Here is a 25,253-nt window from a genome sequence, read left to right as displayed (position 1 = left end):
CTGGGGGAACCGGGCAGGGGGATGGTCTTGGTCATCGGAAAAAGGTGGGGCGCACGAGGTGCGGCGTTGACCGTGGCGGTATGCACGCTCCTGGCGGTCGGAGGGAGCGGCGGCACCGCGTCCGCCTCCGGTGCGGGTTGCGGCGACGGAGACCGCGGCCTTGCCGCCTCCATCGCGGCGAGTGGAGCGTTCAAGGAGCCGGGTACCGTCACCACCTGGGACGGGGTGCACATCACGCTTCGGTATGCCCCGAACTACAACTGCGCCTGGGGTCTGCTGAATGGCGAGCCCCTCGCCGGAGTCGGGCACGTGTGGATCGACCGTTCCTCGAACAGCGGGTCCGGCTGGGCCGGACCGCTGGGAACCGTCACCACGGGAGTGGGCCAGAGCAGCACGTACACGGGTACCTGGAACGTCAATGGGTACGACGCCGTGCGGGCCTGCGGGGATTCAGTCGTCCTGGGACGCGTGTCCAACACGGTCTGCACGCCCTGGTTCTTCCCGGGCCGGCTCGGTGCCGGCCGCATGCTGGGGGTAGGGGAATACCTGACCTCGCCCAGTGGCCGGAACACCCTGGTCATGCAGGCGGACGGCAACCTGGTCGCCTACGTGCCGGGGCGCCCGGTCTGGGCGACCGGTACCCGAACCCCCGGCACCGTGCTGTGGATGCAAGGTGACGGCAACCTGGTGCTGGTGGCGCCGGGCAACCGGCCGATCTGGGCCACGGGCACGTCGGGGTCGGGGGCGTACCTGCAGATGCAGAACGACGCGAACGTGGTGATCTACCGCAACGGTGTTCCGCTGTGGGCGAGCAACACCGCAGGGCGCTGACACCCGCAACCACACGCGGTTGCGCCCGTCGGGCCGGGACCAGCTCCACGGTCCCGGCCCGACGGGCCCACGGGATGCGGGCGTGTCCCCCGAGACGGGGCAGGCCGACCGGCAGGTGATCAACTCAAGGACTCCCGGCGGGCGCGCATCGGAAGGGAAGCACCGCCCAGCCGGTACCGCAGCCGTATCAGGTCGGGAAGCTCGGCCACGTACTTGAGCCGGTCGAGAAGGAGGCCGATCCGCTGATCGTCCCCTTCCCGCACGGCCACCGTGATGGCATCGACAAGCTGCGCCGGATCCTGAGGCATACGGGCATTCTTGCCACTGGCCTGCGCACCCATGCATGCCTGATCGCGGCATGCGGCGTGATGCCGCGACCCCAGATCCGACAAGCACGGCGGCGGGTGCGCAGCGCCTGAGCTGACGCCCTCCCCGCCCCTGATGCCTTCGTACACCCCACGGGGACTGTGAGCGGTACGACCGGGCTCACTGCGGTGACCGGCAGGAACAGCGCCGCCTGAAGGTCGCGCTGGCATGGCTCTGAGGAGTTGGCGCGGCCAGGGCTCGGCACCCGTCATGCCCGCCGCGCGGGTCGTGTCACGCGGGGCGCTGCGCGTAGGCGCCGCTCATCGAAGGTTCGGCGCCGTCGGCGCTGCGGCCGGAGAGGAGCGGCTGTGAGACGGGATCCCGTACACGTGTCCGGCGACCGGATCGACGACCCGTGGGGCCGCCGCACCCCCTACGGCAGGGGCGGGCAGTGGCCCGTACGCACGGACACTGCCTGGCCGAGGGGGTGACCGAGGAGCAGGTCGACGCGTGGGTGCGGGCGGCTTCGCTCCTGCATTCCGACGGCGACGCGATGGACATCGCCGTCCGCGGCGGACGGATCGCGGGGGTACGGGGCAGGGCCGGCGACCGCGTCAACCGGGGCCGGCTGGAACCGAAGGACCTGTACGCGTGGCAGGCCAACGGCTCCGCGGACCGCCTGACCCGGCCGCTCGTCCGCGAGAGCGGGCGCCTCGTGGAGAGCGACTGGCCGACGGCGACGGACCGCATCGTCGCCAGGTCGCGCGAGCTCTGGAGCAGCAGCCAGCTGTCGCCCTCGGGCAGCTGCTCCAGGGAGTCGAGGTAGGCGTGTTCCTCGCGCATCAGCCGGGCCATGCGCCCGTCGGTCGCCTCCAGCTGGGCGGGCCACCGGCTGTGCTTGAGCAGGTCGGGCACGGCGTCGGCAGCCTGGTAGATGTCGCCGAAGCCGAGCACCAGCAGCGCCTCGGCGGCGGGGACTTCGACCAGCTTCAGCTCGGCGCGCAGGACGGTGGCCAGGGTTCCTTCGCTGCCGACCAGGGCTTTCGCCACATCGAAGCCGTTCTCAGGCAGCAGGGAGTCCAGGTTGTAGCCGGACACGCGGCGGGGGATCTTCGGATGGCCGCGCCGGATCGCCGCCAGGTTGCGCCCGGTGATGTCCTTCAGCCCCTGGTACAGGCGGGACTGGGGCCCACCCTCGGCAACGACCCGCGCATACTCGTCGTCGCTGGTCGGGCCGGCCCAGAAGCGGACGCCGTCGTAGGTGAGTACCTCCAGGCGCACGACGTTGTCGGCGACCGACAGCAGTCGGTTGCAGTACTTGGTCCAGTCGATGATCACCGCGGTGTTGGTGCACTGCCCGCCCAGGCTGGTGCCGCCGCCGCGCGAGAGCACGGGCGCGGCGAACCGCGAGCACACCGCCACGGCCGCGGCGCCGGCCTCGACCGTGCGCGGCAGCACCACGCCGAGCGGGACCTGCCGGTAGTTGGAACCGTCGGTCGCATGGGCGGCCCGGCTGCCGGTGTCGAAGCGGACCTCGCCGTCGGCCTCGGCGCGCAGCGCGCGTTCCAGGGCCGCGAGGTCCTCTTGCTCGCCCCTGCTTTCCGCGGCCATGGTCAGTTCCCGTCGCCGGGCAGGAACTCCTGGACCTTGGCCTTTGCTCCTTGGCGGATGAAGTTGCCGCGGTCGCTGTCGCCACGCAGGACGGCGGAGGCGGCGGCCTTGATCTGGTCCCAGGTGGCGTGCGGCGGGATCGGTGGCACCGCGGGATCGGTACGGAAGTCGAGGACGAACGGATGCTGCGCTGCCAGCGCCCGGGTCCAGGCGGGGCCGACGTCCTCGGGCCGCTCGACCCGAACGCCGTCCAGGCCGAAGGACCGGGCGATGTCGGCATAGCGCACGTCGGGCAGGTGCTGGGAGGGTTCGAACTGCGGTGCGCCTTGCATGGCGCGCATCTCCCAGGTGACCTGGTTCAGGTCGTGATTGTTCAAGACGGCGACGACCAGGCGGGGGTCGGTCCATTCGCGGTAGTACTTCGCGGCGGTGATCAGCTCCGCGAGGCCGTTCATCTGCATGGCGCCGTCGCCGACGATGGCGATGGCCGGGCGGTCGGGGTGGGCGAACTTGGCGCCGATGGCGTACGGCACGCCGGGGCCCATCGTGGCCAGGGTGCCCGAGAGCGAGCCGCGCATGGTGCCGCGCATCCGCAGGTGGCGGGCGTACCAGTTCGCCGCCGAGCCGGAGTCCGCGGCCAGCATGACGTCCTCGGGCAACAGGGCGTCGAGTGCGTGGACGACGTACTCCGGGTTGACCGGCTCCGCGGAGACCTCGGCGCGGCGCGTCATGACGTCCCACCACCGGGCGGTGTTGTCTTCGATCGTCTTGCGCCACGCGCCGTGGGCCTTGCGTTCCAGCAGCGGAAGCAGGCTGCGCAGTGTCTGGGCGGCGTCGCCGACGAGGTTCGCTTCGAACGGGTAGCGCAGCCCGATCATGGACGGGTCGAGGTCGATCTGCACCGCGCGGGCTTGGTCGAAGTCGGGCAGGAAGTTGCTGTAGGGGAAGCTGGAGCCGACGACGAGAAGGGTGTCGCAGTCGCGCATCATCTCGTAGGAGGGCCGGGTGCCGAGCAGCCCGATCGAGCCGGTGACATAGGGCAGGGTGTCCGGGAGCGCGTCCTTGCCCAGCAGGGCCTTGGCGACGCCGGCACCGAGCAGATCCGCGACCTGCTCGACCTCGGCGCGGGCGTGGCGGGCACCCTGGCCGATCAGTACGGCGACCCTCTCGCCGGCGTTGATGATCTCTGCGGCCCGGGCGAGGTCCTCGCCCGTGGGGACGGGGGCGTAGTGGGGGACGCCGAGGCTGGAGGGGACGTGCTTGAAGGCGTGGGCAGGCGGCTCGTAGTCGAGCTCCTGCACGTCCGCCGGGACGATCAGCGCGGTAACCGTGCGGCGCGTGGCGGCGATGCGCATCGCCCGGTCGAGCACGTTGGGCAGTTGTCCGGGGACGGTGACCATCTCGCAGAACTCGGAGGCGACGTCCTTGTAGAGCGAAAGGAGGTCCACTTCCTGCTGGTAGGAGCCGCCCATCGCGGTGCGGTCGGTCTGCCCCACGATCGCCACCACCGGCACGTGGTCGAGCTTGGCGTCGTACAGGCCGTTGAGCAGGTGGATCGCTCCGGGCCCGGAGGTGGCAGCGCAGACCCCGGTGCGTCCGGAGAACTTGGCGTACCCGACGGCCTGGAAGGCGGCCATCTCCTCGTGCCGGGCCTGGATGAAGCGGGGCTGGTCCTCGGCGCGGCCCCAGGCGGCGAGCAGGCCGTTGATGCCGTCGCCGGGGTAGGCGAAGACGAACTCGACCTCCCACTCCCGCAGCCGCTGCAACAGGTAGTCGGCAACCTTCATCTCTGTCCTCCTGATCGCTGGTGCCGGCCGGCGGGCGCGGAGCGGTTCGGGCACGGTTCCGGCAGCTCTCGCTGCCCGGGGACACCCGAGACCCGGTCCACGATGGACCTTCCGCGGAGTCCGTGACGGAGCTTCGGCTTGCTCACAGGTTCCGGAGCGCGGGCAGGAGCTTCGCCTCGGCCCATTCCAGGAAGGCCACCTGCCGGTCGCCGCCGATCTGGACGAGGGCGACCTCGGTGAATCCCGCCTCGACGTAAGGACGTACCGCCGCGACGAACTCGTCCACCTCGTCACCGCACGGAATGGACTCGGCCACGTCTTCGGGCCGGGTGTGCCGCGAAGCCTGCTCGAAGCCCGCGGGGCCGGGGAGCTCGCCATTGACCCGCCAGCCGCCCAGCGCCCAGCGGAACTGGTCGTGGGCGCGCGCCACCGCTGCGGCGCGGTCGGGGTCGTAGCAGACGGGCAACTGTCCGATACGGGGTTTGCCCGCGCCACCATGGGCGTCGAACTGCCGCAGGAGTTCCGCCTTCGGTTCCGTCGCGATCAACAGGTCTCCGAGCCGGCCGGCGAGTGCGCACGAGCGGGGCCCGGAGACGGCGATGCCGATCGGGGGCAGTTCCTCGGGGAGGTCCCAGAGCTTGGCGTTCTCGACGTCGTAGTGGGCGCCGTGGCAGCTCACGCACACGCCGCCGAACATCTTCCGGATGATGCCGACGGCTTCCTCCAGCATCTCCAGGCGCACGTGCGCGGCGGGCCATCCGGCGCCGACGATGTGCTCGTTGAGGTTCTCCCCGGAGCCCAGTCCCAGCCGGAAGCGGCCCCGGGACAGGATCTGCACGGTCGCGGCCTTCTGCGCGACGACCGCGGGGTGGTAGCGGAACGTCGGGCAGGTCACGTACGTCATGAGCGGGATCCGGGTGGTGGCCTGGGCGGCCGCCCCGAGCACGCTCCATGCGTAGGGGGCGTGGCCCTGCGACTCCAGCCAGGGGAACGAGTGGTCGGAAATGACGGAGAAGTCGAAACCCGCCTGCTCCGCTCCCACCACGTGGGAGACCAGTTCGAGCGGTCCGGCCTGCTCGGTCATCATCGTGTATCCGATGCGTACCGGCATGAACGCGCTTCCTTCCTGTCGCACGTGCGGGGAGAATCCCCTGGTATGCGGTCCGCTTCTCCTCCGGGGCGGTCTGTGCCGCCCCGGGGAAGCCGGCTACGTCGGCGCCTGCCCGGCCCGCCGTGCTTCAATCCCGTACGACGGGCCCCGCCGTCCAGTGGCGGCGACGCCGGACGCCGCCGCACTCACGCACACACCAACGCAGGAGGCGACTCGGCCCAGACGCACCGGGCTTCGCGGCAGAAGCCGGAAGACACCCTTCAGCTGGCGGTGGGCGGTCTTCTCGGCGAACCGCCGCTCGTCCGGGTGGGCGGTGTGCGCACGAGGTACGGGATGAAGTCCGAAGACGGCCCGTCCGTCGCTGCGTGCGCCTGCCCGGCTCCGTAGCATCCTCGAAGACTGTTGTGTCGTTTCGCGGGTAGGGCCCAAGTAGCCGTTGATGATACCCGCGCCGCTGCGTCCTTCTCGGGGAGGACGCCTCGGGTTCGGACCTCCTCAATCGTGCGGCCGTCGAATGGCCGCATACTTGTTTCCCTGTTTCTGCGGAAAGGGAGGGCTCCGGCCGCCCAAGGCGTTCCGGACGCATCGGGGGCGTGTGCAGACGCGCTGCCTGATGTGGCCGCCGGCAGATGTGGAGCGGTACACCGGCGGGACGACAAGAGCCGCTGTCGTTTGGCGTACGACGCTGAGTGTTCCGATGGCCGCCAGATCTTTCAAGCCCTTTTTTGTGGGTAGACGAATTTGGTCAGGATATTGGGTATTTTCCCGGTTCCGGTATGGAGGTGGCGGTAATGGCCGCTGGGAAGAAGGCCAAGAACGTCGGCAAGACGCTCAAGGGGAAGACGAAGGAGGTCACCGGCAAAGCGGTGGGCAACGAGAGCCTTGAGATGAAGGGCCGGGCCGAGCAGGCCGCGGGAGATGCCAAGCAGACCGTCCAGAAGGCCAAGGACACGCTCAGGCACTGACCGGGCGTGACGGGAAAGGCCGGCGGCGTGTTGCCGCCGGCCTTTCCCGCACCCAGGCCCACCGGGGAGATGCAGGGGCTGTGGCGGGGGCTGTGGCCGCGCCTCGTCCGAGACGGCCACAGCCCTCTGCGCATCACCGCCGGCGGCGTGTCCGGCGGGGCTCCTCTTCCTCCTCGTCCTCCGCGTCCTCATCCTGCTCCTGGTCCGCGTCCTCGTAGGCCGCTTCCTCCTCGTCCTCCGCGTCCTCATCCTGCTCCTGGTCCGCGTCCTCGTAGGCCGCTTCCTCCTCGCCGTACGCCTCGTCCTCGTCCTCCTCCTCGCCCTCGGGATACTCCTCGTCCTCGTCCTCGGGATAGTCCTCTTCGTCCTGATCCTGACCTCCCTCCTCGGCTCCTTCCTCCATCTCCTCGCCCGGCTCCTCGGCCGCGGAGTCCTCTTCCTCTGCCTCTTCCGCTTCGAGGGCCTCCTCGTGCGTGACGACGACCTCGCCGTCCTGGATCTCTCCGCGCCATCCCTCTGCCTCGTCGTTGCCAAGGGTGACGTAACGGCTGAAGTTCTTCAGGTCCAGCCGCATGCGCCGACCCTGGGCCCGCCAGATGTTGCCGGTCTTCTCGAAGAGCCCGGCGGGGTAGTACTCGACTACCAGGACGATCCGCGTCAGGGCGGGCGCCAGCTCGTGGAAACTCACGCAGCCGCGTGTGGTCCCCTTGGCGCCTTCGGAAGTCCACACGATCCGCTCGTCGGGGATCTGCTCTTGGACGGTGGCCTTCCAACTCCGGGTCGAAGGACCCACCTTCACCTTCCAGTCGGAGCTGGTGTCGTCGCCCTGGGAGACGCTGCGGACGCCCTTGGTGAAGCTGCTGAAGTCCTCGTACTGGGTCCAGTGGTCGTAGGCGGTGCGCAGCGGGACGCCGACGTCGATGCTCTCGATGATGTTCATCGACTTGGAGCCGCTCTTGCGCCCCTTGCCCTTGCCCCCACCCAGGAGGTTGCTTCCGACGTCCTTGAGCTTGTCCTTGACACCGCCGAGGGCCGCTTTCACGGGGGAGTCGCCCTTGAGGATGCGGGCGCCTATGTCCGGGAGCGTGCCGCCGCTTTCCGCGACGTCGAGGAGGGTGTCGGTCACGTCGCCGACCTTGTCGACCGCCTTGTCCGCGAGGTGTTCCGCCTGAGCCGAGACGTAGCCGCCGAGTTCCTCCATCAGCCGGTCCAGGCCTGAAGAGGAGGTTGTGTCACCGCGCTGTGTGGTGGCCATGGTGTCACCTCCTCGCGGAGGGCTTGCGGCCGGTGGACTTCGCCGCGGTCTTCTTCGCGGCGGTCTTGCGGGCCGGCGGGCGTGCGGAGGTCTTCTTCGGCGCCGCGGTCTTCTTCGCCGGGGCCGTCTTCTTCGCAGCTGTCTTCCTCGCGGCCGTCTTCTTGGCCGGGGGCGCCTTCTTCGCCGCCGTCTTCTTCGTGGCGCTCTTGCGCGCTGCCGCAGGAGCCGCGCCTGACCGTGGCCGCGACGCCGTCTTCTTCGCCGGTGCCCGGGGCGTTTCGGGGCGGGCGGCGGTCTTGCGTGCCGCGGCCTTCTTCGCCGGTGCGGTCCTGTCGGGTTCGGCGCGCTTCCTGGCCGGCGCGGCCTTCTTGGCGGGTGCGGCCTTCCTGCCCGGTGCGGTCTTCTTGGCGGGAGCCCGCCCGCCGGAGGGCTTGCGGACTGGTGTGCTGCGGGAGGGTGCGTGCGTACGCTCGGACGTCGAGCGGCGGTGGGAGGTGCGTCGGCGGGGCTCGGGCTCAGGCTCAGGTTCGGGCTCTTCTTCGTCTTCCTCGTATTCTTCCTCCGCTGGTTCCTCCTCCTCTTCCTCCGCCGCTTCCTCCCCCTCGTCTTCGAACTCCTCTTCCGCCGGTTCTTCGCCCTCTTCCTCGTACTCTTCCTCGTCCTCTTCTGCCGGGTAGTCCTCGTCGTCGTAGCGCTCCTGCGCCTCCTCGTCCTCGTCGCCCTCGTAGCCCTCGTCGTCCTTTCCGCTGCGGCCGAGTTCGAGGGTGCGTTCATGGAGGGTCTCGGCGAGCCGGGCCAGCTGGCGGTTGGCCGTGGCGGTCAACGCCTTGCGGCCCGCGTCAAGGGCCTCGCCTTTGACCTGGTCGCCGATCTCCGCGAACTGCGGCATCTCGCTCAGCTTCTTCAGACCCTGGGTGGCGAGTTCCTTGGGGTCGAGGCCGAAGCGGCGCCCCGCGGCATAGGTGGCGAGGCTGAAGGCCAGGCGTCCCTTCTTGGCCCGCCCGAGTATGTAGCCGCCGGCGACGGCGGCCGCCAAGGCGATCTTGGTGGTGTCATCCATGAGCCTTTCCCTTCACCGTGGTGCGCACGGCCGTCACCGCCTGTGGTCGTTCGCCACGACTGCTGTGAACGCACGCCGGGGCGACGGGACACACCGCTCGCACGGGTCACCGGAGCGCCTGCTCATCTCTGCGCCCGTTATGCCTCGAATACCGTAGAAATAAAAGACATGCACGAGTTTGTGGGTACACCCCCATGGGAGCGGGCAGGCCCTACGGACCGCCCGTGAAGGGGAGTGGGGCCATGGCACCAGCAGAGCCGGGCCGCCGTCGGCGCCCCGACAACGACGAGAGCGACCGGGAACCGCCCGCGCGGCCCGTCCGTAAGGCCGCGTCGCGCACCTCGTCGTCTCCTTCTCGGGGCGTGGGCGGAGCGGCGGCGGCCATGCGAGCCGCGGCTGAGCAGCTCGCTCAGCTCCTGGGCCGCCCGCCCGAGTCGGTTTCCTCCCTCAAGCCCACCGAGGACGGGTGGGAAGCCCAGGTCGAGGTCCTCGAACTCGAACGCGTTCCCGACACCACCAGCATTCTGGCCAGCTACAGGGTGGCCATCGACAAGACAGGAGAACTCGTCTCCTACGAACGGACCCGGCGCTACAGCCGGGGCATGATCGACCGGCCGGCCTGAGAGTTGCCAGGCGGGCCGCCCGGGAAGGGACAGCGCCATGACCATGGTGCCGCAGGGCGCAAGCAACCTCAGCAGAACCACAGCCTCGGGCGGAGGTGCCACCGGCACCAGCCTCTACGACGTCCTTGAGCTGATCCTCGACCGCGGTCTGGTCATCGACGTGTTCGTCCGGGTCTCCCTGGTCGGCATCGAAATCCTCAAGATCGACGCCCGGATCGTGGTCGCGAGCGTCGACACCTACCTGCGGTTCGCCGAAGCCTGCAACCGCCTCGACCTCGAATCCGGCCGCAAGGCCCCTGCTCAGCTCACCGACATCGTCGGCGACACCGTCGAATCCGGCGCCAAGGGCAAGTCCAAGGGCGCCCTCAGCGGCGCTGTGGAGGCCGTCACCGAATCCCTGACCGGCAAGAACGCCTCCGAAGAGGAACCCGAGGAGGAGCCGGAGGAAGAACCGGAGGAAGAACCCGAAGAAGAGGCCGTGCCCCGCCGCCGCAGGCCCGCCGCCCGCCGCGCCCGCCGCGAGAGGGAGTAGACCATGACCATCTACGTGTACTCCGTGATCGCCGCCGACCACCCCGCCCGCCTCGACCACCTCACAGGAGTGGGAGCCGAACCGTCCCCGTTGCGGCTGGTGCGAACGGACCGGCTGTGCGCGGTCGTCAGCGACGTCGAACAGGAAATCCGCGCCAAACGCCGCGACCTGACCGCCCACCAGGACGTCCAGGAGAGCCTCATGGCTGACGGCACCGTCCTGCCCCTGCAGTTCGGATACACCGCCGCGGACGACCAGGCCGTCGGCGAGGTCCTCCGTGAGCGCGAGGCCGCCTACCTCGACTCGCTCGAAAGGCTTGAGGGCTGCGCCGAATACCACGTCAAGGCGAGCCAGGACGAGGAGGCGCTCCTGCGTGAGATCCTCGGCGAGTCCGAGCACGCCCGCCTCCTCAACGAACGGATCCGGGCCGGCGACACCGACCCCCGTCTGCCGCTGCAACTCGGGGAAGTCGTCGCCGCCGAGGTCCGCGACCGCCAGGAATCCCTCGCCGCGGGACTCGTCCAGGCACTGCTGCCCTACGCCCGCCAGCACGCCGTCCGCGCACCGGCCGACGGCGACCTCCTGAATGTGTCCCTGCTGGTGCCCGACGACGAGAAGGGCGCCTTCATCAACGCGGAGGGCGGTCTCGCCCGGCAGGTCGACCACGTCACCTTCCGGTTCACCGGGCCGCTGCCCCCCTACAGCTTCGTGTAGCGGCCGATCCGAACCCCGCCGTCCCGCACGCGCCGCCCCCGCGCGACCGGCCCGAGCAGTACCTGGAGGAGCCATGGGGCTGTTCACCCAGCTGCTGACCGCACCTCTCGCCCCGGTACGCGCCGTCCTGTGGGTGGCACAGCGCGTCGCCGACCGTGCCGACGAGCAGTACTACGACCCCGCCCCCGTCTACGCGGCCCTCGCCGACATCGAGCAACGCCTCGTCAGCGGCGAGATCGACCAGGAGACCTTCGACGCCCTCGAAGACGCGCTCCTCGACCGCCTCGACGAGATAGCCAGGTACCGGCAGAACCTGCCATGAGCAGGCCGGCCCCGACCAGGAAGGACGGACGGCCGTGAGTGACCCCCTAGACAACCGGCTCGGCTCCCTGCCCTCTCGGGCGACTCCGATGGGCTACCCGGCGTCCTCGTCCGCCAGCCTCGCCGACATCCTGGAACGCGTCCTCGACAAGGGCATCGTCATCGCCGGCGACATCCGCATCAACCTCCTCGACATCGAGCTGTTGACCATCAAACTGCGCATCCTCATCGCGTCCGTCGACAAGGCCAAGGAGATGGGCATCGACTGGTGGGAGCACGACCCCGCCCTGTCCTCCCGCCACACCGGCGGCGCCCTGGCCGAGGAGAACCGGCGCCTGCGCGCGGAAATCGAAACCCTGCGCCGCGAACACTCCTCCGGCGAAGGCAGTGACGCAGCCCGCGAGCCCCCGCCCGCCGCCCGAAGGAGGCCCACCCGGTGAACACCTCCGAGCCCGCCCTCACCTACGTCTACGCCGTCGCGGCCCGCTCCCCCGGCCTCGACGAGGTCGTCGGCCGCCTCCATGGCGTCGCCGGTACCTCCCTCACCCTCCTCCCCACGTCCGGCGTCGGCCCGGGCTCCCCCGTCTTCGCCGTCAGCCGGGTACCCGCCGCAGACTGGAACGGGCAAGCCCTCAAAGCCCGCTTCGAAGACCTCGGCTGGCTGGAAGCCACCGCCCGCGCCCACCACGAGGTCGTCGAAGCCCTGGCCGCCCGCACCACCGTCCTGCCCCTGCGCCTGGCCACCCTCTACGAGGACACCGCCCGCGCCCTGACGGCCCTGCACGAACAGCACGACCTCTTCGCCGAGCGGCTCGCCCTCCTGGCCGGCCACACCGAATTCGGCGTCAAGGCCTACATCGCCCCCGCGACGACCGGACCCGACCCTCCCCCGGCCGACATGACCAGCCCGGGCAAGGCCTACCTGCGCAGCCGCAGGGCCCAGCAGCACGCCAGGGACGACCAGTACCGGCAGGCCGCCGGCGCGGCGCAGCACCTCACCGACACCGCCGCCCGCTACGCCTCGGCCCGCGTCCGCCATCCCGTGCAGAGCGGGCCGCTCGCCGGTGACCGGGACGGCGAGAACGTCCTGAACGACGCCTACCTCGTCCCCGACGACCGGGCCGACGACTTCCGCGCTGCGATCGAACAGGAGGCCGCTCACCTGCCCGGCATACGCGTCGACGTCACCGGCCCCTGGGCGCCCTACTCCTTCGCCACTCCCCCGCCCGGACCGCCCGACGGCGGAGACCTCGGGGCGGCGACATGAGCCTCACTCCCGCGGACACACCCCTACCCGGCCGCCAGGTGGCTCTCGTCGACCTCCTGGACCGCCTGCTGGCCGGCGGCGTAGTCATCACCGGTGACATCGTCCTGTCCATCGCCGACATCGACCTCGTCCGCATCTCCCTGCGCGCCCTGATCACCTCGGTCAGCAGCCTCGGCGACAGCGCCGCGCTCCCGCCCCCGGGAGGTGAGCACCCATGAGCGCCACACCCCGGCCCGGTCCGTCGTCCGCCCCGGTGCCCGGCTCCGGCCCGCGCTCGGCCGGCGACACCATGGCCCAGGCCTTCCGCCTCCTGCAGGCCCCGCCGCCGGGTCCGGTCACCGGACCCTCCGCGCCCGCGCGGCGTATCCACGCAGATCCGGACAGTGTCGGGGAGGACCTCCTCAAACTCGTCCTCACCCTCGTCGAACTCGTCCGCCAGCTGATCGAACGCCAGGCCTTGCGCCGCGCCGACGCCGGAGACCTGAGCGATGAACAGGAGGAGGAACTCGGCGCCACCCTCATGGCCCTCCACGACCGGATGACCGATCTGTGCGCGCAGCATGGCTACACGCTGGACGACCTCAACCTCGACCTCGGTCCCCTGGGGCCCCTCCTGCCGCCGCCGGAGTCCGGGCGGACGGGGTCTTGAGCAGGGTGTGGGCCCAGCGCACGGGCGGCCGGCCGGGGCGGCGCCCGGCTTCCGTCCGTCCGGCATGCGGCGCACCGGCTGGGGCAGACGCCGTACGTACGAGGACGATCACAGCACTCTGCATCCGCTTCCATCCGGTCGGAACCGACGGTGACCAAGCATGGACGGTGAGCAGGCATGGACGGCGGGCGGACCGCCTTGCGCGATGTCCCCCGAGGGACCCCGCAGAACTCCTGGAGATGGCCTTCGACACGGCTCGCGACTACAACCGCCGGCGCAAACCTCGGAGCCCTGAGCCTCGGTCTGCCCTGATGCCACGGGAGGACGACATGGCACGGAACACCGATGCGCCGGTCAAGGCCACGCTGTACGAGGCAGCCCACTACCGGGGCGCCGCTGTCACGCTCTCGCCGGACAGGTGGGAGGCGGGCGAGGGCGCGTTCGTCTACTCGCTCGCGCACCTCGGACTCAGCCGCCTGGGGTCCCTTCGGGCGCCGGTCGAGCCCGCCGCGTCCGACAGCCCCCTCCACCAGCGCCTCGGCTTGGTCACCCGCGTCACCGTCTGGGCCTCCAGGCCGGCCGCCCGCCGGCTCGACCCCGAAGAGCGCGGGACGGCATGGCAGCAGTACAGCGCCGATACGGGTGATCTCGGCACCTGGGCGGCGCGGTCGGCGTACGTGCGCGTCTGGCAGGAACGGGAGGACGCCGCCGCGACCGGCACCGACCCGGCCGGACCGGACTACTCCAGCCTCCCTGTCACGGTCGTGGAGTAGGCCCCCGCCGAACCGGCGGATCCGACAGCGCGCAGACTCCCGGATCCCGATGTGGTGCGCGCCGACACGACACCCGGCCCCACCTCGTGGAGCCGTCGCACGGCCGCCACAGACGCGTACCCCGGCTCCCTTCAGGTCATTGGCCATGCCGCGGCACAAGGGCTCCTCGCGACCCGCCCAAGGGCCCTGCGGGCCGGCTCGCGACAGGACCCGGCCAGGGCTGGGCACCGGCCGGGTCCTGCACACGTGGGACATCCGCCGCCGTCGCCGTCGGCTCCCGCCCGCACCCTTGCACACGCAGTGACACAACGCACCATTTACGTCACCAGGCGCGGCCAGACGGGTGACCTCCCACCACGGCGCAGGCCCCGGCAGGCGCAGCCCGGATCTGGCGTCCACCATGAACTCATACCCCACCGGCCCACCCACCGGGAGCCTTCCGTGCCCGTACCCAGCCCGTACCAGCGCCACATCACCAGCTCCGCCATGCCCGCCATGCCCGCCATGCCCGCCAACAGCCCCGGCGGTGAAGGGCAGTCCGGCACCCACACCGCAGGCAGCCGATCCGCTGGCTACCTCGCCGCAGGCGACTACTGGTTCAGCGACACAACCGGCATCGCGCACGAGGCCGCCGCGCGCCGCACGCACACCTGACCGACGACGCCCACCCCCGAGAAGTCCGGCGGGAGGGCGCGGTCAGCGGGCGGCCGAGTCCCCGACGGCGCATACGGGATGAAACGGCGGGGAAGGTGCGAAGTATGGAAGAACGGACCCTTACGTCTCGTCTCCTGCCGGCCGGCGAACGGGCCGGCGTCAGCTCCGCACGAGCCCGCACCGCCACCCGGACCCTCCTCGCCCGCCTCGGCGTGCCCGCCGCCGGGGTGGACGACGTCGTCATCGTGGTGACCGAGCTGGTCACCAATGCCAGACGTCACGCCGGTGGCGCCACCGGCTTCGCCATCACCGCCCGCCCCGGCACCGGGACCGTTACCGTCGAAGTGTCCGACCGCGTGTCCCGGGTGCCGGAGCTCCGCACCCCGGCACCCGGACGACCGGGCGGATTCGGATGGCGGCTGGTCCAGGACCTCACCGACACCGTCCGCATCAGCGCCCACAGCCGTAACGGCTGCGGCGGCGGCAAAACCGTCACTGCAACCTTCACCGGAGAAAGACTCGGTTTCCCCGGCGCGCAGCCCGTCGCGAGAAGCCGCTGACTCGCGGCCGGGGCGGATCAGGCCGACCCCGTACCGTCGCGGATGTCGAAAAGGGTCAGCGCGCCCGTCATCTCCAGCAGCCGCAGGAGCTGCTTCGGCAACGGTCCGACCAACGCCGTCGGCCGGGCGTTGCGCAGGCGGATCAGCTCGTTCAGGAACGACGAGTCCGCGAACGCAACCCCCGACACGTCCAGGAGCAGCAGCTCCGCGTCCGCGGCCCGCGTCCTGCAGGCCTCCGCCACGCGGCCCGCTGTATCGAGGTCGAACTCGCCCGTGCACACGACCACGGCCGCACCGTCCGTACCGGGCCGCACCGTCACCTTCGGCGACTCCATCGTCATCTCCCCAAGCCGTCCACGGCGCCGATATCCGGTGCCCTGACCGTAGAACCTGCTCACACCCAGCAGCACCACACCTACCCGCACAGGGACCGCCGGGACACCTCCACACCAGCGCAGCACAGCCGTACGGGCGCACACAGGCCCCACGGAAAGCGTGCGCGGAAAGCGTTTGAAGCAGGCAGGCACGGATAGACGCGCCAAAGGCGGTGAGCGCTTCGGGACAGGCGCCCACCGCGGTGTGGTCGGGTGGCACCCCCTCCTCCCCCGAGGGGTGCCACCCAGCCGCAACCACACCGCAGCCACGGAACACAGCCAGAGCCCGGTTTGCCGTGGCGGTGCTGGGGCGCGGTCCGGACACTTCGGAGTCCGGCGGTCCGAGGATGTCGAGAACGTGCCACCGGCTCCGTCCCGGGTACATCAGCGGCAGCACGAGGAAGAAGGAGAAGACGGCATGGCGATCCAGCGGATGGACAACGTCGGCATCGTCGTCGAGGACCTGGACGCCGCCATCGCGTTCTTCGTGGAACTCGGTATGGAGCTGGAGGGCAGGGCGGAGGTCGAGGGCCTCTTCGCCGACCGGTGCACCGGGCTCGACGGCGTCCGCTGTGACATCGCGATGGTCCGGACCCCGGACGGTCACAGCCGGCTCGAACTGGCGAAATACCACAGCCCCGCGGTGATCAGCACCGGGCCGCGCAACCGGCCGCACAACGTTCTGGGCACGCACCGCGTCATGTTCGCCGTCGACGACATCGAGGACACCGTTGCCCGCCTGCGCCCTCACGGCGCCGAACTCCTCGGCGAGATCGCCAGGTTCGACGACAGCTACCTCCTCTGCTACGTCCGCGGTCCGGAGGGCATCATCGTCGGGCTGGCCGAGCAGCTGCGCTGAGGGGGAGGAACCGAACCGCGCAACCTCGCTGTCGGGCGCCCCTCCCCGTACCGCCCGCGGTCCCGAGCTCAGGTGCGGGGCTCCATGGGCCCCAGTCCCAGAACCCGGAGGGTGTGCTCGGCCATCTGAAGGTGGCCGACGGCATTGGGGTGGGCCGGGTCGTCGAGCCAGGCTATGGGGTCGGCGTCGCCGAAGTGCGAGCGCCAGTGGGTCTCGTGGTCGACCAGCAGGACGTCGGCCTCCTTGGCGATGTCCCGCACGGCTTGGGCGTACGCCGGGAGGGTGCCGCGGGCCTCGCGGCCGGCGATGCTGACCAGCACCGGTGTGTGGAGGACGATCTGGGTCTGCGAGCCCGCACGGTCGACGAGCCGATGCATGGCGTCGTGGAACTCCGGCAGCCCGGCCAGGCCGGCGCGCGCGTCGTTGGTGCCGAGCGATATGGACAGGACGTCGGGTGCGAAGCGTCCGATCAGGTGGTCGTAGGAGCCGAGCACGTCCACGGCACGCCAGCCGGAAACACCGGTGTTGACGACGATGTCGGTCAGCCGGTCCATCTGCCATCTGACCCGTTCCTGCAGGTGCTCCACCCAGCCACGTGCGCCGTGGGTGTGCAGTACGGCCTGGGTGATGCTGTCCCCGGTGGTTACCCACGTCATGGGTTCTGCAGACAGGCGGATCATGTCGCTCTCCTTCGGTGCGCTCGCGGCCGACGTGACGGCCCACGGCCCTTTTCAAGATCAGAAACATAACGCCCGCGCGTCCTGTGGCCCACCCCTCCGAAGGCCGGCCCGGCAGGAAGCGGGCGCCGCGCGACGCCCACCGCTCGAAGCTGCCCGCAGCGCCGCCGAGAGCGCCGTTCGCCAGAGGCGCGGCGGGGGGGCACGACGCACCGGACGGCCGCTCAGGCCGGGCCGGCGAGGAGGGCGTAGGCGAAGACGGTCGTCACCCAGGTCCAGAGGACCGCGAGTGCGATGTGGCCGAAGGTGCGGAAACGGTCTCCGCGCCACAGGGCGGGTGAGAAGTAGACGAACTGGAAGGCCCAGCGGGCGCCCCAGAACAGGGTCTGGCCCGCCAGCAGGGCCGTGCCGAGGGAGGTGCCCGCCAGGAGCTCCGGGGTGTAGCACAGCGGCAGCAGACCGAGCAGGACGCAGGTCAGGCCGATGAAGAAGAGGTGTGCGTAGGACACCTGGCGGGTCAGCAGGCTGGTGCCGGCGAGGTCGGTGGGCCAGTCCACCAGGCGGGGCAGGACGATGTGGAAGGCACCCATGCCTGTCAGGGCGAGGCCCACGAGGCGGAGTTGGGACTCCAGGGTGAAGAGGTGGTTCACTCGGCGCTCCGGCTGAAGGCGAAGGCCGTGACGAGGTTCGCGATCCGGGTTTCGGTGACGGAGCGCAGGCCCGCGCCGTCAGCGAGCCGCAGCCATTCGCGGCGGGGCATGAAGTGCCAGGCTCCCGGGCCGAAGGCGGCGGTGTTGACCCGGTCGCGCAGGTGCTCCACCAGGATGAGCGTGCCTCCGGGGCGCAGGGTGCGGGTGATTTCCGCGAACAGCGCCTCCCGGTCGGGTGCGAGGCGCAGTTCGTGGGCCGCGAAGACCGCGAACACGGTGTCCTGGGAGCCGGAGGCGACGGGCAGTCGGGACGGGCGGCCGGGCAGGGTCCCGGGGCGCGGGGGCACGCGTCGGCGGGCGCGCCGGATGGAGCCTTCGGTGGTGAGCGCCGGGTCGTAGAGGTCGACGACGCTCTGAGCGGCCCGGGGGTACCGCAGGGCCAGGGGGTGGCTGGTTTCGTCGAGGCCCGTCGATATGACGAGGTGGTCGCCGGGGCCGTCGGGCAGCAGGCCGGTCAGCCAGTCGAGGGAGTACAGCTCGGAGCGGTCGTACACCCACCAGCAGGCGGCGGTGCTGCCCGTGAGCAGGGCGGCCGCGGCCAGCGCGCCCGTGCGGGCGAGGGCGGCGGGGACGCGCGGCAGGTGCGGCGCGAGGGCGAGGCCGCCGGCGACGGCGGACAACCCGCCCGCGTACAGGGGCCAGTTGTACCCGACCACCTCGCGTACTCCGGAGGGGCGCGGGGGCGGTGGGGCGGTGGGGGTGCTCACAGTACGCCCCCGTCCGGGGCCCGCCGGTAGCCGCGCTCCCAGCCGTAGTCGAGGTCGCCGACGTGGAAGGCGTTCGCGAGGACGGGCTCGGTTCCGGCGAACGGTCCGTGGTCGAAGAAGGTCAGGGTGGGAACCTCGACCGCGACCGGGACCGGTTCCCAGTGCGTACGGGTGGCCTTGACCACGATCACCGTGCCGGTCTGCGGCTCGTACTCGAAGGTGTACGGGAGCGGGCCCGCGTACCGGCGGGCGTCCTTGGCGCTCGCGAAGGGGCTTCCCGCGGGGAGCGGGGCGGGGGTGTCCGCCAGGTCGGCGCGGACGTGGAGGTCGGCCCGGCCGTCGGCGCTGACCACCTTGAACTCCAGGGTCCGGCCGGACGTGCGGGTGCCGATGCGGGCGAGGCGGTAGTTGTAGCGCGAGAAGAGGTTTCCGCCGAGGACCATCATCCGGTGGTCGGTGTCGCTGCGCAGGATGCGCAGGCCGCGCATGGTGCGGCCGCCGGGGGTGGAGAACCTGGTGAAGATCCGGTAGCCGGTGAGGATGAAGTCCCGGCCGAGGCCGGCGGGAAGGAACGACGGGCGCAGGGCCCGGGTGTCGACGACCGCGGCGGCGACGAACCCGTGCTCGGTGCCGTTCGCGTCACGGTAGGTGTCGAGGGAGAGTCCCGGAGGAACCAGCGGGGTGAGCAGCTCGGGTGGCAGCGCGTAGGTGAGCACCAGGGAATGCGCGAACGACGTCCGCATCGGCAGGGGGTGGCGTTGCAGCAGGTGCCTCATGAACCGGCCGCCTCGTCGGTCGCGACGGACGGTGTGGCCGGGGCGGCCGGGGCGGCCGGGCCGGCCGGGGCGGCCGGGGGCTCGTTCGCTTCGGCCTTGCGCCACTTGGTGTGCCGCAGCACCACCTGTTCGGGGCAGACGGCGCTGAGGAACCGTCCGATGTGCATGGCCAGGCGCTCCTCGGCCAGCGCGTAGAGGATGCGGTTGCCGTCGCGCCGTTCGGTGACCAGGCCCGCCCCCTTGAGCACCCCGAGGTGCCGGGAGATGGAGGGCGCGCTGATCGCGAACCGGCTCGCGATCTCCCCGGCCGCGAGCTCACCGCCGCGCAGGTCTTCGAGGATCTGACGCCTCGTGGGATCGGCCAGAGCCCGGAACGCGCCCGCCTCGTCTTCGCTTGATGTGCTCATGCAGCAGAACTTAGCACATTAGCTAAATACAAAAATAGGCTCAGCGGGGCGGCTCGCAACGCCGGGGAAGGGTCACGGTGCCGGGCCGGTGCTCGAAGGTGTCCATGACCAGCCACTCGTCCAGCTCGGGGTCGTAGAGGTTCTGGACACCGAACTGCAGCACCTGCCAGAAGGTGCCGCGGTCGCCCTCGTCGACGTAGATGTCGCCCAGCGCGAGCGGCAGGCGGGGGTAGTTCCCGGGAGGCAGTTGCGGGAGGACCACGCCCACCCTCCAGTGGTTCACGTGCCGTCGGGGAGAGCGCCGCAGGGTCTCCGGCCCGACGAACCTGGCGTTCTCGAATCCCTTGTTCAGCGCCTCCAGGCTGAAGCCCGGGATGCGTGAGCAGGGATGCTCGTTCAGACCCGGCCACTTGTACGTGAGCGTGTAGAGCGTGTCGTGGTAGATCAGGTTGGTGAACCAGATCGGGTACTGCGGGCCCCCCGCGGTCATCTGGCTGTCGCCGTCCCTCCCCTCCCAGGTGAACGGCACCGTGATGTCCAGGTCACGGACGATCCACTTGCCCTTGCCGCGGAAGTCGCGGGGAAGGCGGGGCGGAGGCGGCGTCGGGGAGTCGGCCTGCCCCGCGACCACCTTCCCGGACGACAGCGCGGTTCCGGTCCGGGGCGCGGCGGCGACCGGGGGCGGAGCCGCCAGGCCGAGGGCGGCCAGTCCGGCAAGAGCGGCCGACATGGCCGTCCGACGTGCGCCTTGCCAACCCATGGTCTCCCTCGGCTGTCGTGTCGGGCGCCGTCATGGCGCGCGGACCATCACGGCGATGCTGGGACACCGTCCCCGGAATTGAAGATTCCGAAACCGGCGGTTCCGAGTGGCCATCGGGCCGCCCGATAGGGAACGGAGCTGCCGGGAACAGGGTGCGGGAGCCCCGATGCTGTGTCCGGTCCCGGCTACGGGCGGACGGGCGCGCGTCATCGCGAGCGCCGAACCGCAGCACCTGCAGGAGCTTGTCGAACACGATCCGGCCGTAGACGCACTGACGGTGGCAGCGCAGCGGACGGTCCGGATGGCAGACCGGCCGCTCGGGCGGCAACGCCGAGAACTGGTCCCGCAACTCCTCCGCATCAGCAACAGCCTCGACAGGCCCACCGGAACACTGCTCCCCTACCCGCCTCGGCGCCCCCGTGCCGCCCAAGCCCGCGCGTGGAGGGGGATCGAGCCGTCCGCCGCCCGCGGGAGGGCCGTGCGGAGCAGGTCGCGGAGTTGGAGGCGGCGACCCTCAGAGAGGCCCGACAGGTAGGCGGGGGCCGGGCCCTGCCCTCCCAGGAACGGCGTCCAGTAGTCGTCGAAGTCCGCAAACCCGGTCGGGATCCGGATCTCCTCGACCTCCACGTCCTCCAGTCCTGCTCCGACGAGCAGTTCGACCAGCGGGCCCCGGGCACACAAAGGGAACCTGACGGCCTCGTCCAGTGCCCGCGCCTGCCCGTCCAGGGCGACCGCGGCATCCCAGAAGGCGCGGATGGCCTCCATGCCGCCCTCACCGTAGTCCCACACGTACACCCCGACCCGCCCCCCGGGGACGACGACCCTGGCCATCTCGGCAGCCGCCCGTGCCGGGTCCGGGACGAAGTTGAGTACGAGCCCGCTCACCGCGACCGACGCCGTGGAGTCCGCGAACGGCAGCTCCACCGCATCGGCCAGGACGAACCGCGCCCGCCGGTCGGCGATGTGCCTGCGGGCGTAGTCCACGTAGCCCTCCGACGGGTCCATCCCGACCACCGACACCGGGTCGGCGACGTCCAGCACCGCGCGGGTCACCGCACCCGTGCCGCACCCGATGTCCCGCCAGCTCCCTCCCGGAGACGCGCCCATCCAGCGGACGAACCGGTCGGCGACCAGGCGGCTCCATCGCCCGACGTACGGCTCATACGCCTCACCGGTCGCCCACATCGGCCCGCCCCGTCCTCGGTACGTACGCTCCTGGCGATGATGCTGCGTCAACGACGCGGAGGGCGTGAAGCACCGGAGGGGAGCCCCGTAACTCTCCTATCGGTTCGTTCGTTCGGGCGTATTCGGCGGCGGGGCGGGACGGCAGCGGAGTTCCGGGTAGGCGTCGTGTATGGACTCGCACACCTCCGATACCTTTTCCACGGCCGGACAGGCGGCGGTCGTCGACACCGCATCGGCATGGTGGCTGACGGCCTTGGACCGGCTGGAGCGGACGACGGTGGCCGATCCGGCCATCAGGGCGCTCCAGCGGGGAGTCCGTTCCCTTCCTCTGGGCTCGATGCGTGATCTGCTGCGTGGCAGGCCTCTGGGCCATCCCGTGCATCCCGTGCTGGTGCAGGTGCCCGTCGGCTGCTGGCTCTCGGCCGCGGTGCTCGACTTCGTACCCGGGTCACAGCGCGCGACGGCCACCCTGACCGCCGTCGGACTGGCCGGGGTCGCTCCGGCGGCGGTGGCCGGCTGGGCGGACTGGGCGGACATGCCGCCCGAACAGGCGAGGGTGGGCCTGGCCCACGCCGTCTCCAACGTGGCGGCGGTGGCCTGCTATACCGCGTCACTGACCGCACGGTTCCGCGGCCGCTGGGCGAAGGGGCGGATGTGGTCGCTGGGTGGGCTGGCTGCCGTAGCCGTCAGCGGTGCGCTCGGCGGGCACGTGGCCTACCGACAGGCCGTCGGAGCACACGCCACGCCCTGAGGAACGCGGCGCGTTCCCCGACCCGGACCGCCTGCTCCTCGCGGTCCGGGCCGCGCTCCTCGTCGGCGCCGTTCTGCACTCGGTGCCCGGTCCGGCGCGCGATCGATTTCCACGGAGGAGAACAAACGAGAGCCACACGAATGTCCTGCGTTCCGCCGGGCAGATTGCGCTTCGGAGGTTGATAACCATGGTTCCCCTGCTTCTCGTTCTGCTGCTGGTCCTGATTCTCTTCGGTGCGGGTTTCGCGCTGAAGATTCTCTGGTGGGTGGCCATCGCAGTCCTGGTCTTGTGGCTGATCGGTTTCGTCGCACGTCCGAAAGGTGGCAGCGGCCGCTGGTACCGCTGGTAGGAGGCGACCTGCTCACCTGCCATGACCGGCGGCCGCACCCTTCCGGTATTCAACCCGGGTGCGTGAAGCCTGAAAGACGGGGCAAACGAAGCCCAGGCGGGATGCGGCACAACCCGCCGAGCACGACGTACGGAACAAGGAGGACCGGCGGATGTTCCTTTCTCCGTCGACCTCCATTGACCGGAGGAGTTGTCTTTCGCGTGACTGAGAATGTGTGGAATTACCAGCCGGCCTCGGGCCACCTGTCCGGTACGGACCTGACCGGATACAAGGTCGAGGCGACCGACGGCAGGATCGGCAAGGTGGACAAGCACTCCGATGAGGTCGGTGACGCCTATCTGGTCGTCGACACCGGTGTGTGGATCTTCGGAAAGGAGGTCCTGCTGCCGGCGAGCACGGTCGTCAGGATCGACCACGAGGAGAAGACGGTCTTCGTCGAACGCGCCAAGGAACAGATCAAGGACGCTCCCGAGTTCCACCGCGACAAGCACCTCGGCGACGCCGGGTACCGGGAGGAGCTGGGCACGTACTACGGCACCGGCGCCCCCTTCGGTGGCCGCCCCGCCTGATCGCCTTCCGCACGATGACGATGGTCCCGGCACCTTCATGGGTGCCGGGACCATCGTCATGGGTGGCGGCAATCGAGCCGCAGTCGAGCCGCCGCCGGGGCACAGGCTGCGTACCGCCGGGGGCCGGGCCCGGCCGGTCGCCGCCATTCGGTTCCGGGATCGGCCCCGCGCGGGTGAACGCCCGGACCGGCGTGCGATCCGAAACCGGTCTGGTGTGCCAGGTTCGGTGACGGCTGCCGGACAGCCACCGGATCCGACCGTTCCCGGCACCTTCCGCGACTCCCCCGCGGGAGCACGGCGCAGGTGCCCGGCCATGGGCGGGTGCGGCATCTCTGGAGGCAGGCCCGCCCGCCAGGGGCGGGCCCCCACCGACGTTGGAGGAACCGCATGAAGACCCTCCCCTGGGCAGCACGGGGCGTGGCAGCAGTATCGGGCGTGGTGCTGGCCGGAACGCTCCTGGCCCCGTCCGCGGTCGCGTACGGCGGGCCCGATCCGAAGGTGCCGGCCAAGCACAACGCCGGGAAGAAGAAGACACCTGTGAAGAAGGCCCCGGCCAAGCAGGCCCCGGCCAAGCCAGTCCTCAAGGAGCCGCAGAGCGGGCAGCTGGCGGGCGGGAAATGCGTCACGAGCCGCGACGTCAGCTCCACCGTGGTCGACTACTCCGGCTCCGGGCTGTTCGAGACGGTGTTCCGCTCCGCGACCGACGATCGGGGGCACGCCTTCCTCAACGACAGCCGCAACCCCGGTGTCTGGATCAACCTCGCCCTGCTCCCCGGCGCACCCCAGTGCGTCTACGACACCGCCGTGTCCGTAACCGAGGAAAACCCCGGCCATCTCTTCGTCACCGTCCTCGCCAGTAACGGCACCCTGCACCAGGCCGTCTGCACCTCCTCCAGCGGTGCCCCCTTCACCCCCGCCAACCTCGCCGCCGCCTGTGCGCCCGGGTTCACGCAACTCGCCGACACCCCCGTCTGACCCGGCGACGCGCCCCGGACCCGCATTTCCCTCCTCAACCCCTCTGCGGCACCTTGCCGGAGGCGTTCACGCGGCGCGTATCGCGGAGAACGGGCTGTCGTCCAGACCGGCCAGGAGGTCGGCCGGGTCACGGTAGACGGCGGCGGCCCCCGCGTCCTCCAGGTCGCCGCGGGGGATCCCGCCGCACAGCAGGCCGACCGCGGTCACACCGGCCCGGACGGCAGCCTTCATGTCCCATACCGTGTCGCCGACGAACACCGCGCGCCCGGACGGCGTCCCGGCCAGTTCGAGGGCGTGGTGTACGGGATCGGGCGCGGGCTTGCCCCGTTCCACGTCGTCGGAGGTGGCGGTGTCGGTGATGGCGTCCTCGGCGTCGACGGCCCGGCGCAGGGCGCCCAGTTCGCTGTCCTTCGCGGAGGTGACCAGCAGCACCTTCCAGCCGGCCCGCGACAGCGCCCGCAGCAGGTCGGCCGCCGAGTCCAGGGCGGGCAGCCGATCGAAGTAGGTGGCGTACAGCGTGTCGTGGGCGGCGGTCAGGCGGTCGTCGCCCGAGCGGTCGCGGTCCTCTCCGAGGAGGTGGTCGAGGAGGTCCTCGCCGGGCAGGCCGATCGCCCGGTGGATGTCGTGCGTGGCCACCCGGTGCCCGGACTGGCGCAGCGCTTCCCACCAGGATGCGATGTGGAGGTGGTTGGTGTCCGTGAGGGTACCGTCGACGTCGAAAAGTGCGGCGCGGTTCATGGCGGCGGCTCCTCCGTGGGTGGCGGGTCGGGGAAGGGCCCTCCCCCTGGTGGCCGCCGCCGATCCGGACGGGCGGCCTCGGTGGATCCGGCCTGCGGGTGGGTGCGTACGGCCTGTACGGCGGCGGCGTCCACGTCGTCGGCGCGGCGGGCGGCTTCGGCGGCGTCCTGGGGCCGGGTGTGCTGCCCGGTCATCACCGCGCATCCGATTCGCACCATGTGTAGCGTCTTGCCGCGTTCGTGTCCGTGAAACACGGACCCCTGCGGGCCCCGGAACCGCTTGAGATCCCCCCGACCCGACGGGCAGGCGTCGCAGCGCGTCGCGGGTGCGCAGTCCATCGCGCGGCTGACACAGGCGTAGACGTCGTCCAGGCGCCGGCGGGACGCGAACCGGGCGG

Annotated in this window: 32 protein-coding genes and 3 pseudogenes; 19 read left to right on the top strand and 16 right to left on the bottom strand. The window is 70.9% G+C overall.

The genetic code is table 11. The features are described from left to right. The first annotated feature begins 66 nt into the window (after window positions 1-66). Window positions 67-831: a hypothetical protein gene (locus OG295_RS36375; protein ID WP_371680937.1), complete on the top strand. Its 765-nt coding sequence runs from the start codon at window positions 67-69 to the stop codon at window positions 829-831. 119 nt (window positions 832-950) lie between these two features. Here the strand turns inward: OG295_RS36375 and OG295_RS36370 are convergent, their stop codons facing one another. Beyond that, window positions 951-1,172, bottom strand: a complete 222-nt coding sequence (locus OG295_RS36370) for a hypothetical protein (protein ID WP_371680936.1) — start codon at window positions 1,170-1,172, stop codon at window positions 951-953. Window positions 1,173-1,526: 354 nt separating this feature from the next. Between OG295_RS36370 and OG295_RS36365 the strand changes: the two are divergent. Further along, window positions 1,527-1,909, top strand: a pseudogene (locus OG295_RS36365) (nitrate reductase); the annotation flags it as partial. 524 nt (window positions 1,910-2,433) lie between these two features. On the opposite strand, the pseudogene OG295_RS36360 reads toward OG295_RS36365, so the two are convergent. The 3 genes and pseudogenes from OG295_RS36360 to OG295_RS36350 form a co-directional block, all read right to left on the bottom strand. Beyond that, window positions 2,434-2,748: pseudogene (locus OG295_RS36360) on the bottom strand (FAD-binding oxidoreductase); the annotation flags it as partial. Window positions 2,749-2,750: 2 nt separating this feature from the next. After that, the gene (locus OG295_RS36355) at window positions 2,751-4,535 is read right to left on the bottom strand and encodes a thiamine pyrophosphate-requiring protein (protein ID WP_371680935.1); all 1,785 of its coding nucleotides are present in this window, start codon (window positions 4,533-4,535) and stop codon (window positions 2,751-2,753) included. Between the two features lie 142 nt (window positions 4,536-4,677). Then, window positions 4,678-5,622 (bottom strand): LLM class F420-dependent oxidoreductase, encoded by a 945-nt coding sequence (locus OG295_RS36350; RefSeq protein WP_371681413.1) that lies wholly within the window; start codon window positions 5,620-5,622, stop codon window positions 4,678-4,680. A gap of 815 nt (window positions 5,623-6,437) precedes the next feature. Here OG295_RS36350 and OG295_RS36345 point away from each other — a divergent pair. Further along, window positions 6,438-6,611 carry a CsbD family protein gene (locus OG295_RS36345; protein WP_371680934.1) on the top strand — a complete coding sequence of 58 codons (174 nt, stop codon included), beginning with the start codon at window positions 6,438-6,440 and terminating at the stop codon, window positions 6,609-6,611. 133 nt (window positions 6,612-6,744) lie between these two features. Here the strand turns inward: OG295_RS36345 and OG295_RS36340 are convergent, their stop codons facing one another. Further along, window positions 6,745-7,866, bottom strand: coding sequence for an SRPBCC family protein (locus OG295_RS36340; RefSeq protein WP_371680933.1), 1,122 nt, complete (start codon window positions 7,864-7,866; stop codon window positions 6,745-6,747). A gap of 4 nt (window positions 7,867-7,870) precedes the next feature. Then, entirely contained in the window at window positions 7,871-8,926 is a 1,056-nt protein-coding gene (locus tag OG295_RS36335) for a histone protein (RefSeq protein WP_371680932.1), read from the bottom strand. A gap of 242 nt (window positions 8,927-9,168) precedes the next feature. On the opposite strand from OG295_RS36335, the gene OG295_RS36330 reads away from it, so the two are divergent. The 11 genes from OG295_RS36330 (at window position 9,169) to OG295_RS36280 (ending at window position 15,019) form a co-directional block, all read left to right on the top strand. Then, window positions 9,169-9,549, top strand: coding sequence for a gas vesicle protein (locus tag OG295_RS36330; protein ID WP_371680931.1), 381 nt, complete (start codon window positions 9,169-9,171; stop codon window positions 9,547-9,549). Between the two features lie 37 nt (window positions 9,550-9,586). Then, window positions 9,587-10,081, top strand: coding sequence for a gas vesicle structural protein GvpA (locus tag OG295_RS36325; RefSeq protein ID WP_371680930.1), 495 nt, complete (start codon window positions 9,587-9,589; stop codon window positions 10,079-10,081). Between the two features lie 3 nt (window positions 10,082-10,084). Continuing rightward, entirely contained in the window at window positions 10,085-10,795 is a 711-nt protein-coding gene (locus OG295_RS36320) for a GvpL/GvpF family gas vesicle protein (RefSeq protein ID WP_371680929.1), read from the top strand. A 73-nt stretch (window positions 10,796-10,868) separates the two neighbouring features. Further along, entirely contained in the window at window positions 10,869-11,117 is a 249-nt protein-coding gene (locus OG295_RS36315; protein ID WP_371680928.1) for a gas vesicle protein GvpG, read from the top strand. Between the two features lie 34 nt (window positions 11,118-11,151). Beyond that, on the top strand, window positions 11,152-11,556 hold the full coding sequence (locus tag OG295_RS36310; protein ID WP_371680927.1) for a gas vesicle protein: 405 nt from the start codon (window positions 11,152-11,154) through the stop codon (window positions 11,554-11,556). Continuing rightward, window positions 11,553-12,383 carry a GvpL/GvpF family gas vesicle protein gene (locus OG295_RS36305; protein WP_371680926.1) on the top strand — a complete coding sequence of 277 codons (831 nt, stop codon included), beginning with the start codon at window positions 11,553-11,555 and terminating at the stop codon, window positions 12,381-12,383. The genes OG295_RS36310 and OG295_RS36305 overlap by 4 nt, the downstream gene beginning before the upstream one ends. Next, window positions 12,380-12,601, top strand: coding sequence for a gas vesicle protein (locus tag OG295_RS36300; protein ID WP_371680925.1), 222 nt, complete (start codon window positions 12,380-12,382; stop codon window positions 12,599-12,601). The genes OG295_RS36305 and OG295_RS36300 overlap by 4 nt, the downstream gene beginning before the upstream one ends. Further along, window positions 12,598-13,032, top strand: coding sequence for a gas vesicle protein K (locus OG295_RS36295; RefSeq protein ID WP_371680924.1), 435 nt, complete (start codon window positions 12,598-12,600; stop codon window positions 13,030-13,032). Before OG295_RS36300 ends, OG295_RS36295 begins: the two co-directional genes overlap by 4 nt. A gap of 329 nt (window positions 13,033-13,361) precedes the next feature. Beyond that, window positions 13,362-13,805, top strand: coding sequence for a hypothetical protein (locus OG295_RS36290; RefSeq protein ID WP_371680923.1), 444 nt, complete (start codon window positions 13,362-13,364; stop codon window positions 13,803-13,805). A 441-nt stretch (window positions 13,806-14,246) separates the two neighbouring features. Beyond that, the gene (locus OG295_RS36285; RefSeq protein ID WP_371680922.1) at window positions 14,247-14,459 is read left to right on the top strand and encodes a hypothetical protein; all 213 of its coding nucleotides are present in this window, start codon (window positions 14,247-14,249) and stop codon (window positions 14,457-14,459) included. A gap of 104 nt (window positions 14,460-14,563) precedes the next feature. After that, window positions 14,564-15,019 (top strand): ATP-binding protein, encoded by a 456-nt coding sequence (locus tag OG295_RS36280; protein ID WP_371680921.1) that lies wholly within the window; start codon window positions 14,564-14,566, stop codon window positions 15,017-15,019. Between the two features lie 17 nt (window positions 15,020-15,036). Here the strand turns inward: OG295_RS36280 and OG295_RS36275 are convergent, their stop codons facing one another. Continuing rightward, window positions 15,037-15,354, bottom strand: a complete 318-nt coding sequence (locus tag OG295_RS36275) for an STAS domain-containing protein (protein ID WP_371680920.1) — start codon at window positions 15,352-15,354, stop codon at window positions 15,037-15,039. Between the two features lie 457 nt (window positions 15,355-15,811). Here OG295_RS36275 and OG295_RS36270 point away from each other — a divergent pair, with 457 nt between their 5' ends. Continuing rightward, window positions 15,812-16,252 carry a VOC family protein gene (locus OG295_RS36270; RefSeq protein ID WP_371680919.1) on the top strand — a complete coding sequence of 147 codons (441 nt, stop codon included), beginning with the start codon at window positions 15,812-15,814 and terminating at the stop codon, window positions 16,250-16,252. Window positions 16,253-16,320: 68 nt separating this feature from the next. Here OG295_RS36270 and OG295_RS36265 read toward each other — a convergent pair whose 3' ends face one another. The 7 genes and pseudogenes from OG295_RS36265 to OG295_RS36235 form a co-directional block, all read right to left on the bottom strand. Then, entirely contained in the window at window positions 16,321-16,932 is a 612-nt protein-coding gene (locus OG295_RS36265) for an SGNH/GDSL hydrolase family protein (protein ID WP_371680918.1), read from the bottom strand. 221 nt (window positions 16,933-17,153) lie between these two features. Then, window positions 17,154-17,579, bottom strand: a complete 426-nt coding sequence (locus OG295_RS36260) for a hypothetical protein (RefSeq protein WP_371680917.1) — start codon at window positions 17,577-17,579, stop codon at window positions 17,154-17,156. After that, window positions 17,576-18,346 (bottom strand): class I SAM-dependent methyltransferase, encoded by a 771-nt coding sequence (locus tag OG295_RS36255; RefSeq protein ID WP_371680916.1) that lies wholly within the window; start codon window positions 18,344-18,346, stop codon window positions 17,576-17,578. The genes OG295_RS36260 and OG295_RS36255 overlap by 4 nt, the downstream gene beginning before the upstream one ends. Beyond that, window positions 18,343-19,122 (bottom strand): DUF2071 domain-containing protein, encoded by a 780-nt coding sequence (locus OG295_RS36250; protein ID WP_371680915.1) that lies wholly within the window; start codon window positions 19,120-19,122, stop codon window positions 18,343-18,345. Before OG295_RS36250 ends, OG295_RS36255 begins: the two co-directional genes overlap by 4 nt. Window positions 19,123-19,214: 92 nt before the next feature. Continuing rightward, a pseudogene (locus tag OG295_RS36245) lies at window positions 19,215-19,529 on the bottom strand (metalloregulator ArsR/SmtB family transcription factor); the annotation flags it as partial. 40 nt (window positions 19,530-19,569) lie between these two features. Further along, window positions 19,570-20,259, bottom strand: a complete 690-nt coding sequence (locus tag OG295_RS36240) for a hypothetical protein (RefSeq protein ID WP_371680914.1) — start codon at window positions 20,257-20,259, stop codon at window positions 19,570-19,572. A 429-nt stretch (window positions 20,260-20,688) separates the two neighbouring features. Next, a complete protein-coding gene (locus tag OG295_RS36235) occupies window positions 20,689-21,474 on the bottom strand; it encodes a class I SAM-dependent methyltransferase (RefSeq protein ID WP_371680913.1) in 786 nt (261 codons plus the stop codon). Window positions 21,475-21,643: 169 nt separating this feature from the next. Between OG295_RS36235 and OG295_RS36230 the strand changes: the two genes are divergently transcribed. From OG295_RS36230 to OG295_RS36215, 4 genes are all read left to right on the top strand, one after another. After that, window positions 21,644-22,225 (top strand): DUF2231 domain-containing protein, encoded by a 582-nt coding sequence (locus OG295_RS36230; RefSeq protein ID WP_371680912.1) that lies wholly within the window; start codon window positions 21,644-21,646, stop codon window positions 22,223-22,225. 187 nt (window positions 22,226-22,412) lie between these two features. Further along, window positions 22,413-22,574: a hydrophobic protein gene (locus tag OG295_RS36225; RefSeq protein ID WP_283450316.1), complete on the top strand. Its 162-nt coding sequence runs from the start codon at window positions 22,413-22,415 to the stop codon at window positions 22,572-22,574. 200 nt (window positions 22,575-22,774) lie between these two features. Next, window positions 22,775-23,143: a PRC-barrel domain-containing protein gene (locus OG295_RS36220; protein WP_371680911.1), complete on the top strand. Its 369-nt coding sequence runs from the start codon at window positions 22,775-22,777 to the stop codon at window positions 23,141-23,143. 387 nt (window positions 23,144-23,530) lie between these two features. Continuing rightward, window positions 23,531-24,118 carry a hypothetical protein gene (locus OG295_RS36215; RefSeq protein WP_371680909.1) on the top strand — a complete coding sequence of 196 codons (588 nt, stop codon included), beginning with the start codon at window positions 23,531-23,533 and terminating at the stop codon, window positions 24,116-24,118. Window positions 24,119-24,184: 66 nt separating this feature from the next. Here the strand turns inward: OG295_RS36215 and OG295_RS36210 are convergent, their stop codons facing one another. Together OG295_RS36210 and OG295_RS36205 are read right to left on the bottom strand one after the other, a co-directional pair. Next, window positions 24,185-24,856, bottom strand: a complete 672-nt coding sequence (locus OG295_RS36210) for an HAD family hydrolase (protein ID WP_371680908.1) — start codon at window positions 24,854-24,856, stop codon at window positions 24,185-24,187. Beyond that, complete coding sequence (locus tag OG295_RS36205) at window positions 24,853-25,074, bottom strand: hypothetical protein (RefSeq protein ID WP_371680907.1); 222 nt, start codon at window positions 25,072-25,074, stop codon at window positions 24,853-24,855. The genes OG295_RS36210 and OG295_RS36205 overlap by 4 nt, the downstream gene beginning before the upstream one ends. Window positions 25,075-25,253: the final 179 nt, after the last annotated feature.

It is taken from the genome of Streptomyces sp. NBC_01276 (assembly GCF_041435355.1).
Taxonomy (GTDB): Bacteria; Actinomycetota; Actinomycetes; order Streptomycetales; family Streptomycetaceae; genus Streptomyces.
Note: the sequence above shows the minus strand (reverse complement) of the source record. Positions and strands in the feature narration are given on the sequence as shown.

Excerpts from the sequence above, each read along its gene's own strand:
- OG295_RS36250 (WP_371680915.1), bottom strand. The coding sequence starts at position 19,122 with ATGAGGCACCTGCTGCAACGCCACCCCCTGCCGATGCGGACGTCGTTC.
- OG295_RS36330 (WP_371680931.1), top strand. The coding sequence starts at position 9,169 with ATGGCACCAGCAGAGCCGGGCCGCCGTCGGCGCCCCGACAACGACGAG.
- OG295_RS36230 (WP_371680912.1), top strand. The coding sequence starts at position 21,644 with ATGGACTCGCACACCTCCGATACCTTTTCCACGGCCGGACAGGCGGCG.
- OG295_RS36315 (WP_371680928.1), top strand. The coding sequence starts at position 10,869 with ATGGGGCTGTTCACCCAGCTGCTGACCGCACCTCTCGCCCCGGTACGC.
- OG295_RS36240 (WP_371680914.1), bottom strand. The coding sequence starts at position 20,259 with ATGTCGGCCGCTCTTGCCGGACTGGCCGCCCTCGGCCTGGCGGCTCCG.
- OG295_RS36205 (WP_371680907.1), bottom strand. The coding sequence starts at position 25,074 with ATGGTGCGAATCGGATGCGCGGTGATGACCGGGCAGCACACCCGGCCC.
- OG295_RS36295 (WP_371680924.1), top strand. The coding sequence starts at position 12,598 with ATGAGCGCCACACCCCGGCCCGGTCCGTCGTCCGCCCCGGTGCCCGGC.
- OG295_RS36225 (WP_283450316.1), top strand. The coding sequence starts at position 22,413 with ATGGTTCCCCTGCTTCTCGTTCTGCTGCTGGTCCTGATTCTCTTCGGT.
- OG295_RS36270 (WP_371680919.1), top strand. The coding sequence starts at position 15,812 with ATGGCGATCCAGCGGATGGACAACGTCGGCATCGTCGTCGAGGACCTG.
- OG295_RS36210 (WP_371680908.1), bottom strand. The coding sequence starts at position 24,856 with ATGAACCGCGCCGCACTTTTCGACGTCGACGGTACCCTCACGGACACC.
- OG295_RS36350 (WP_371681413.1), bottom strand. The coding sequence starts at position 5,622 with ATGATGACCGAGCAGGCCGGACCGCTCGAACTGGTCTCCCACGTGGTG.
- OG295_RS36215 (WP_371680909.1), top strand. The coding sequence starts at position 23,531 with ATGAAGACCCTCCCCTGGGCAGCACGGGGCGTGGCAGCAGTATCGGGC.
- OG295_RS36235 (WP_371680913.1), bottom strand. The coding sequence starts at position 21,474 with ATGTGGGCGACCGGTGAGGCGTATGAGCCGTACGTCGGGCGATGGAGC.
- OG295_RS36340 (WP_371680933.1), bottom strand. The coding sequence starts at position 7,866 with ATGGCCACCACACAGCGCGGTGACACAACCTCCTCTTCAGGCCTGGAC.
- OG295_RS36290 (WP_371680923.1), top strand. The coding sequence starts at position 13,362 with ATGGCACGGAACACCGATGCGCCGGTCAAGGCCACGCTGTACGAGGCA.
- OG295_RS36265 (WP_371680918.1), bottom strand. The coding sequence starts at position 16,932 with ATGATCCGCCTGTCTGCAGAACCCATGACGTGGGTAACCACCGGGGAC.
- OG295_RS36335 (WP_371680932.1), bottom strand. The coding sequence starts at position 8,926 with ATGGATGACACCACCAAGATCGCCTTGGCGGCCGCCGTCGCCGGCGGC.
- OG295_RS36345 (WP_371680934.1), top strand. The coding sequence starts at position 6,438 with ATGGCCGCTGGGAAGAAGGCCAAGAACGTCGGCAAGACGCTCAAGGGG.
- OG295_RS36280 (WP_371680921.1), top strand. The coding sequence starts at position 14,564 with ATGGAAGAACGGACCCTTACGTCTCGTCTCCTGCCGGCCGGCGAACGG.
- OG295_RS36355 (WP_371680935.1), bottom strand. The coding sequence starts at position 4,535 with ATGAAGGTTGCCGACTACCTGTTGCAGCGGCTGCGGGAGTGGGAGGTC.
- OG295_RS36320 (WP_371680929.1), top strand. The coding sequence starts at position 10,085 with ATGACCATCTACGTGTACTCCGTGATCGCCGCCGACCACCCCGCCCGC.
- OG295_RS36300 (WP_371680925.1), top strand. The coding sequence starts at position 12,380 with ATGAGCCTCACTCCCGCGGACACACCCCTACCCGGCCGCCAGGTGGCT.
- OG295_RS36370 (WP_371680936.1), bottom strand. The coding sequence starts at position 1,172 with ATGGGTGCGCAGGCCAGTGGCAAGAATGCCCGTATGCCTCAGGATCCG.
- OG295_RS36275 (WP_371680920.1), bottom strand. The coding sequence starts at position 15,354 with ATGGAGTCGCCGAAGGTGACGGTGCGGCCCGGTACGGACGGTGCGGCC.
- OG295_RS36325 (WP_371680930.1), top strand. The coding sequence starts at position 9,587 with ATGACCATGGTGCCGCAGGGCGCAAGCAACCTCAGCAGAACCACAGCC.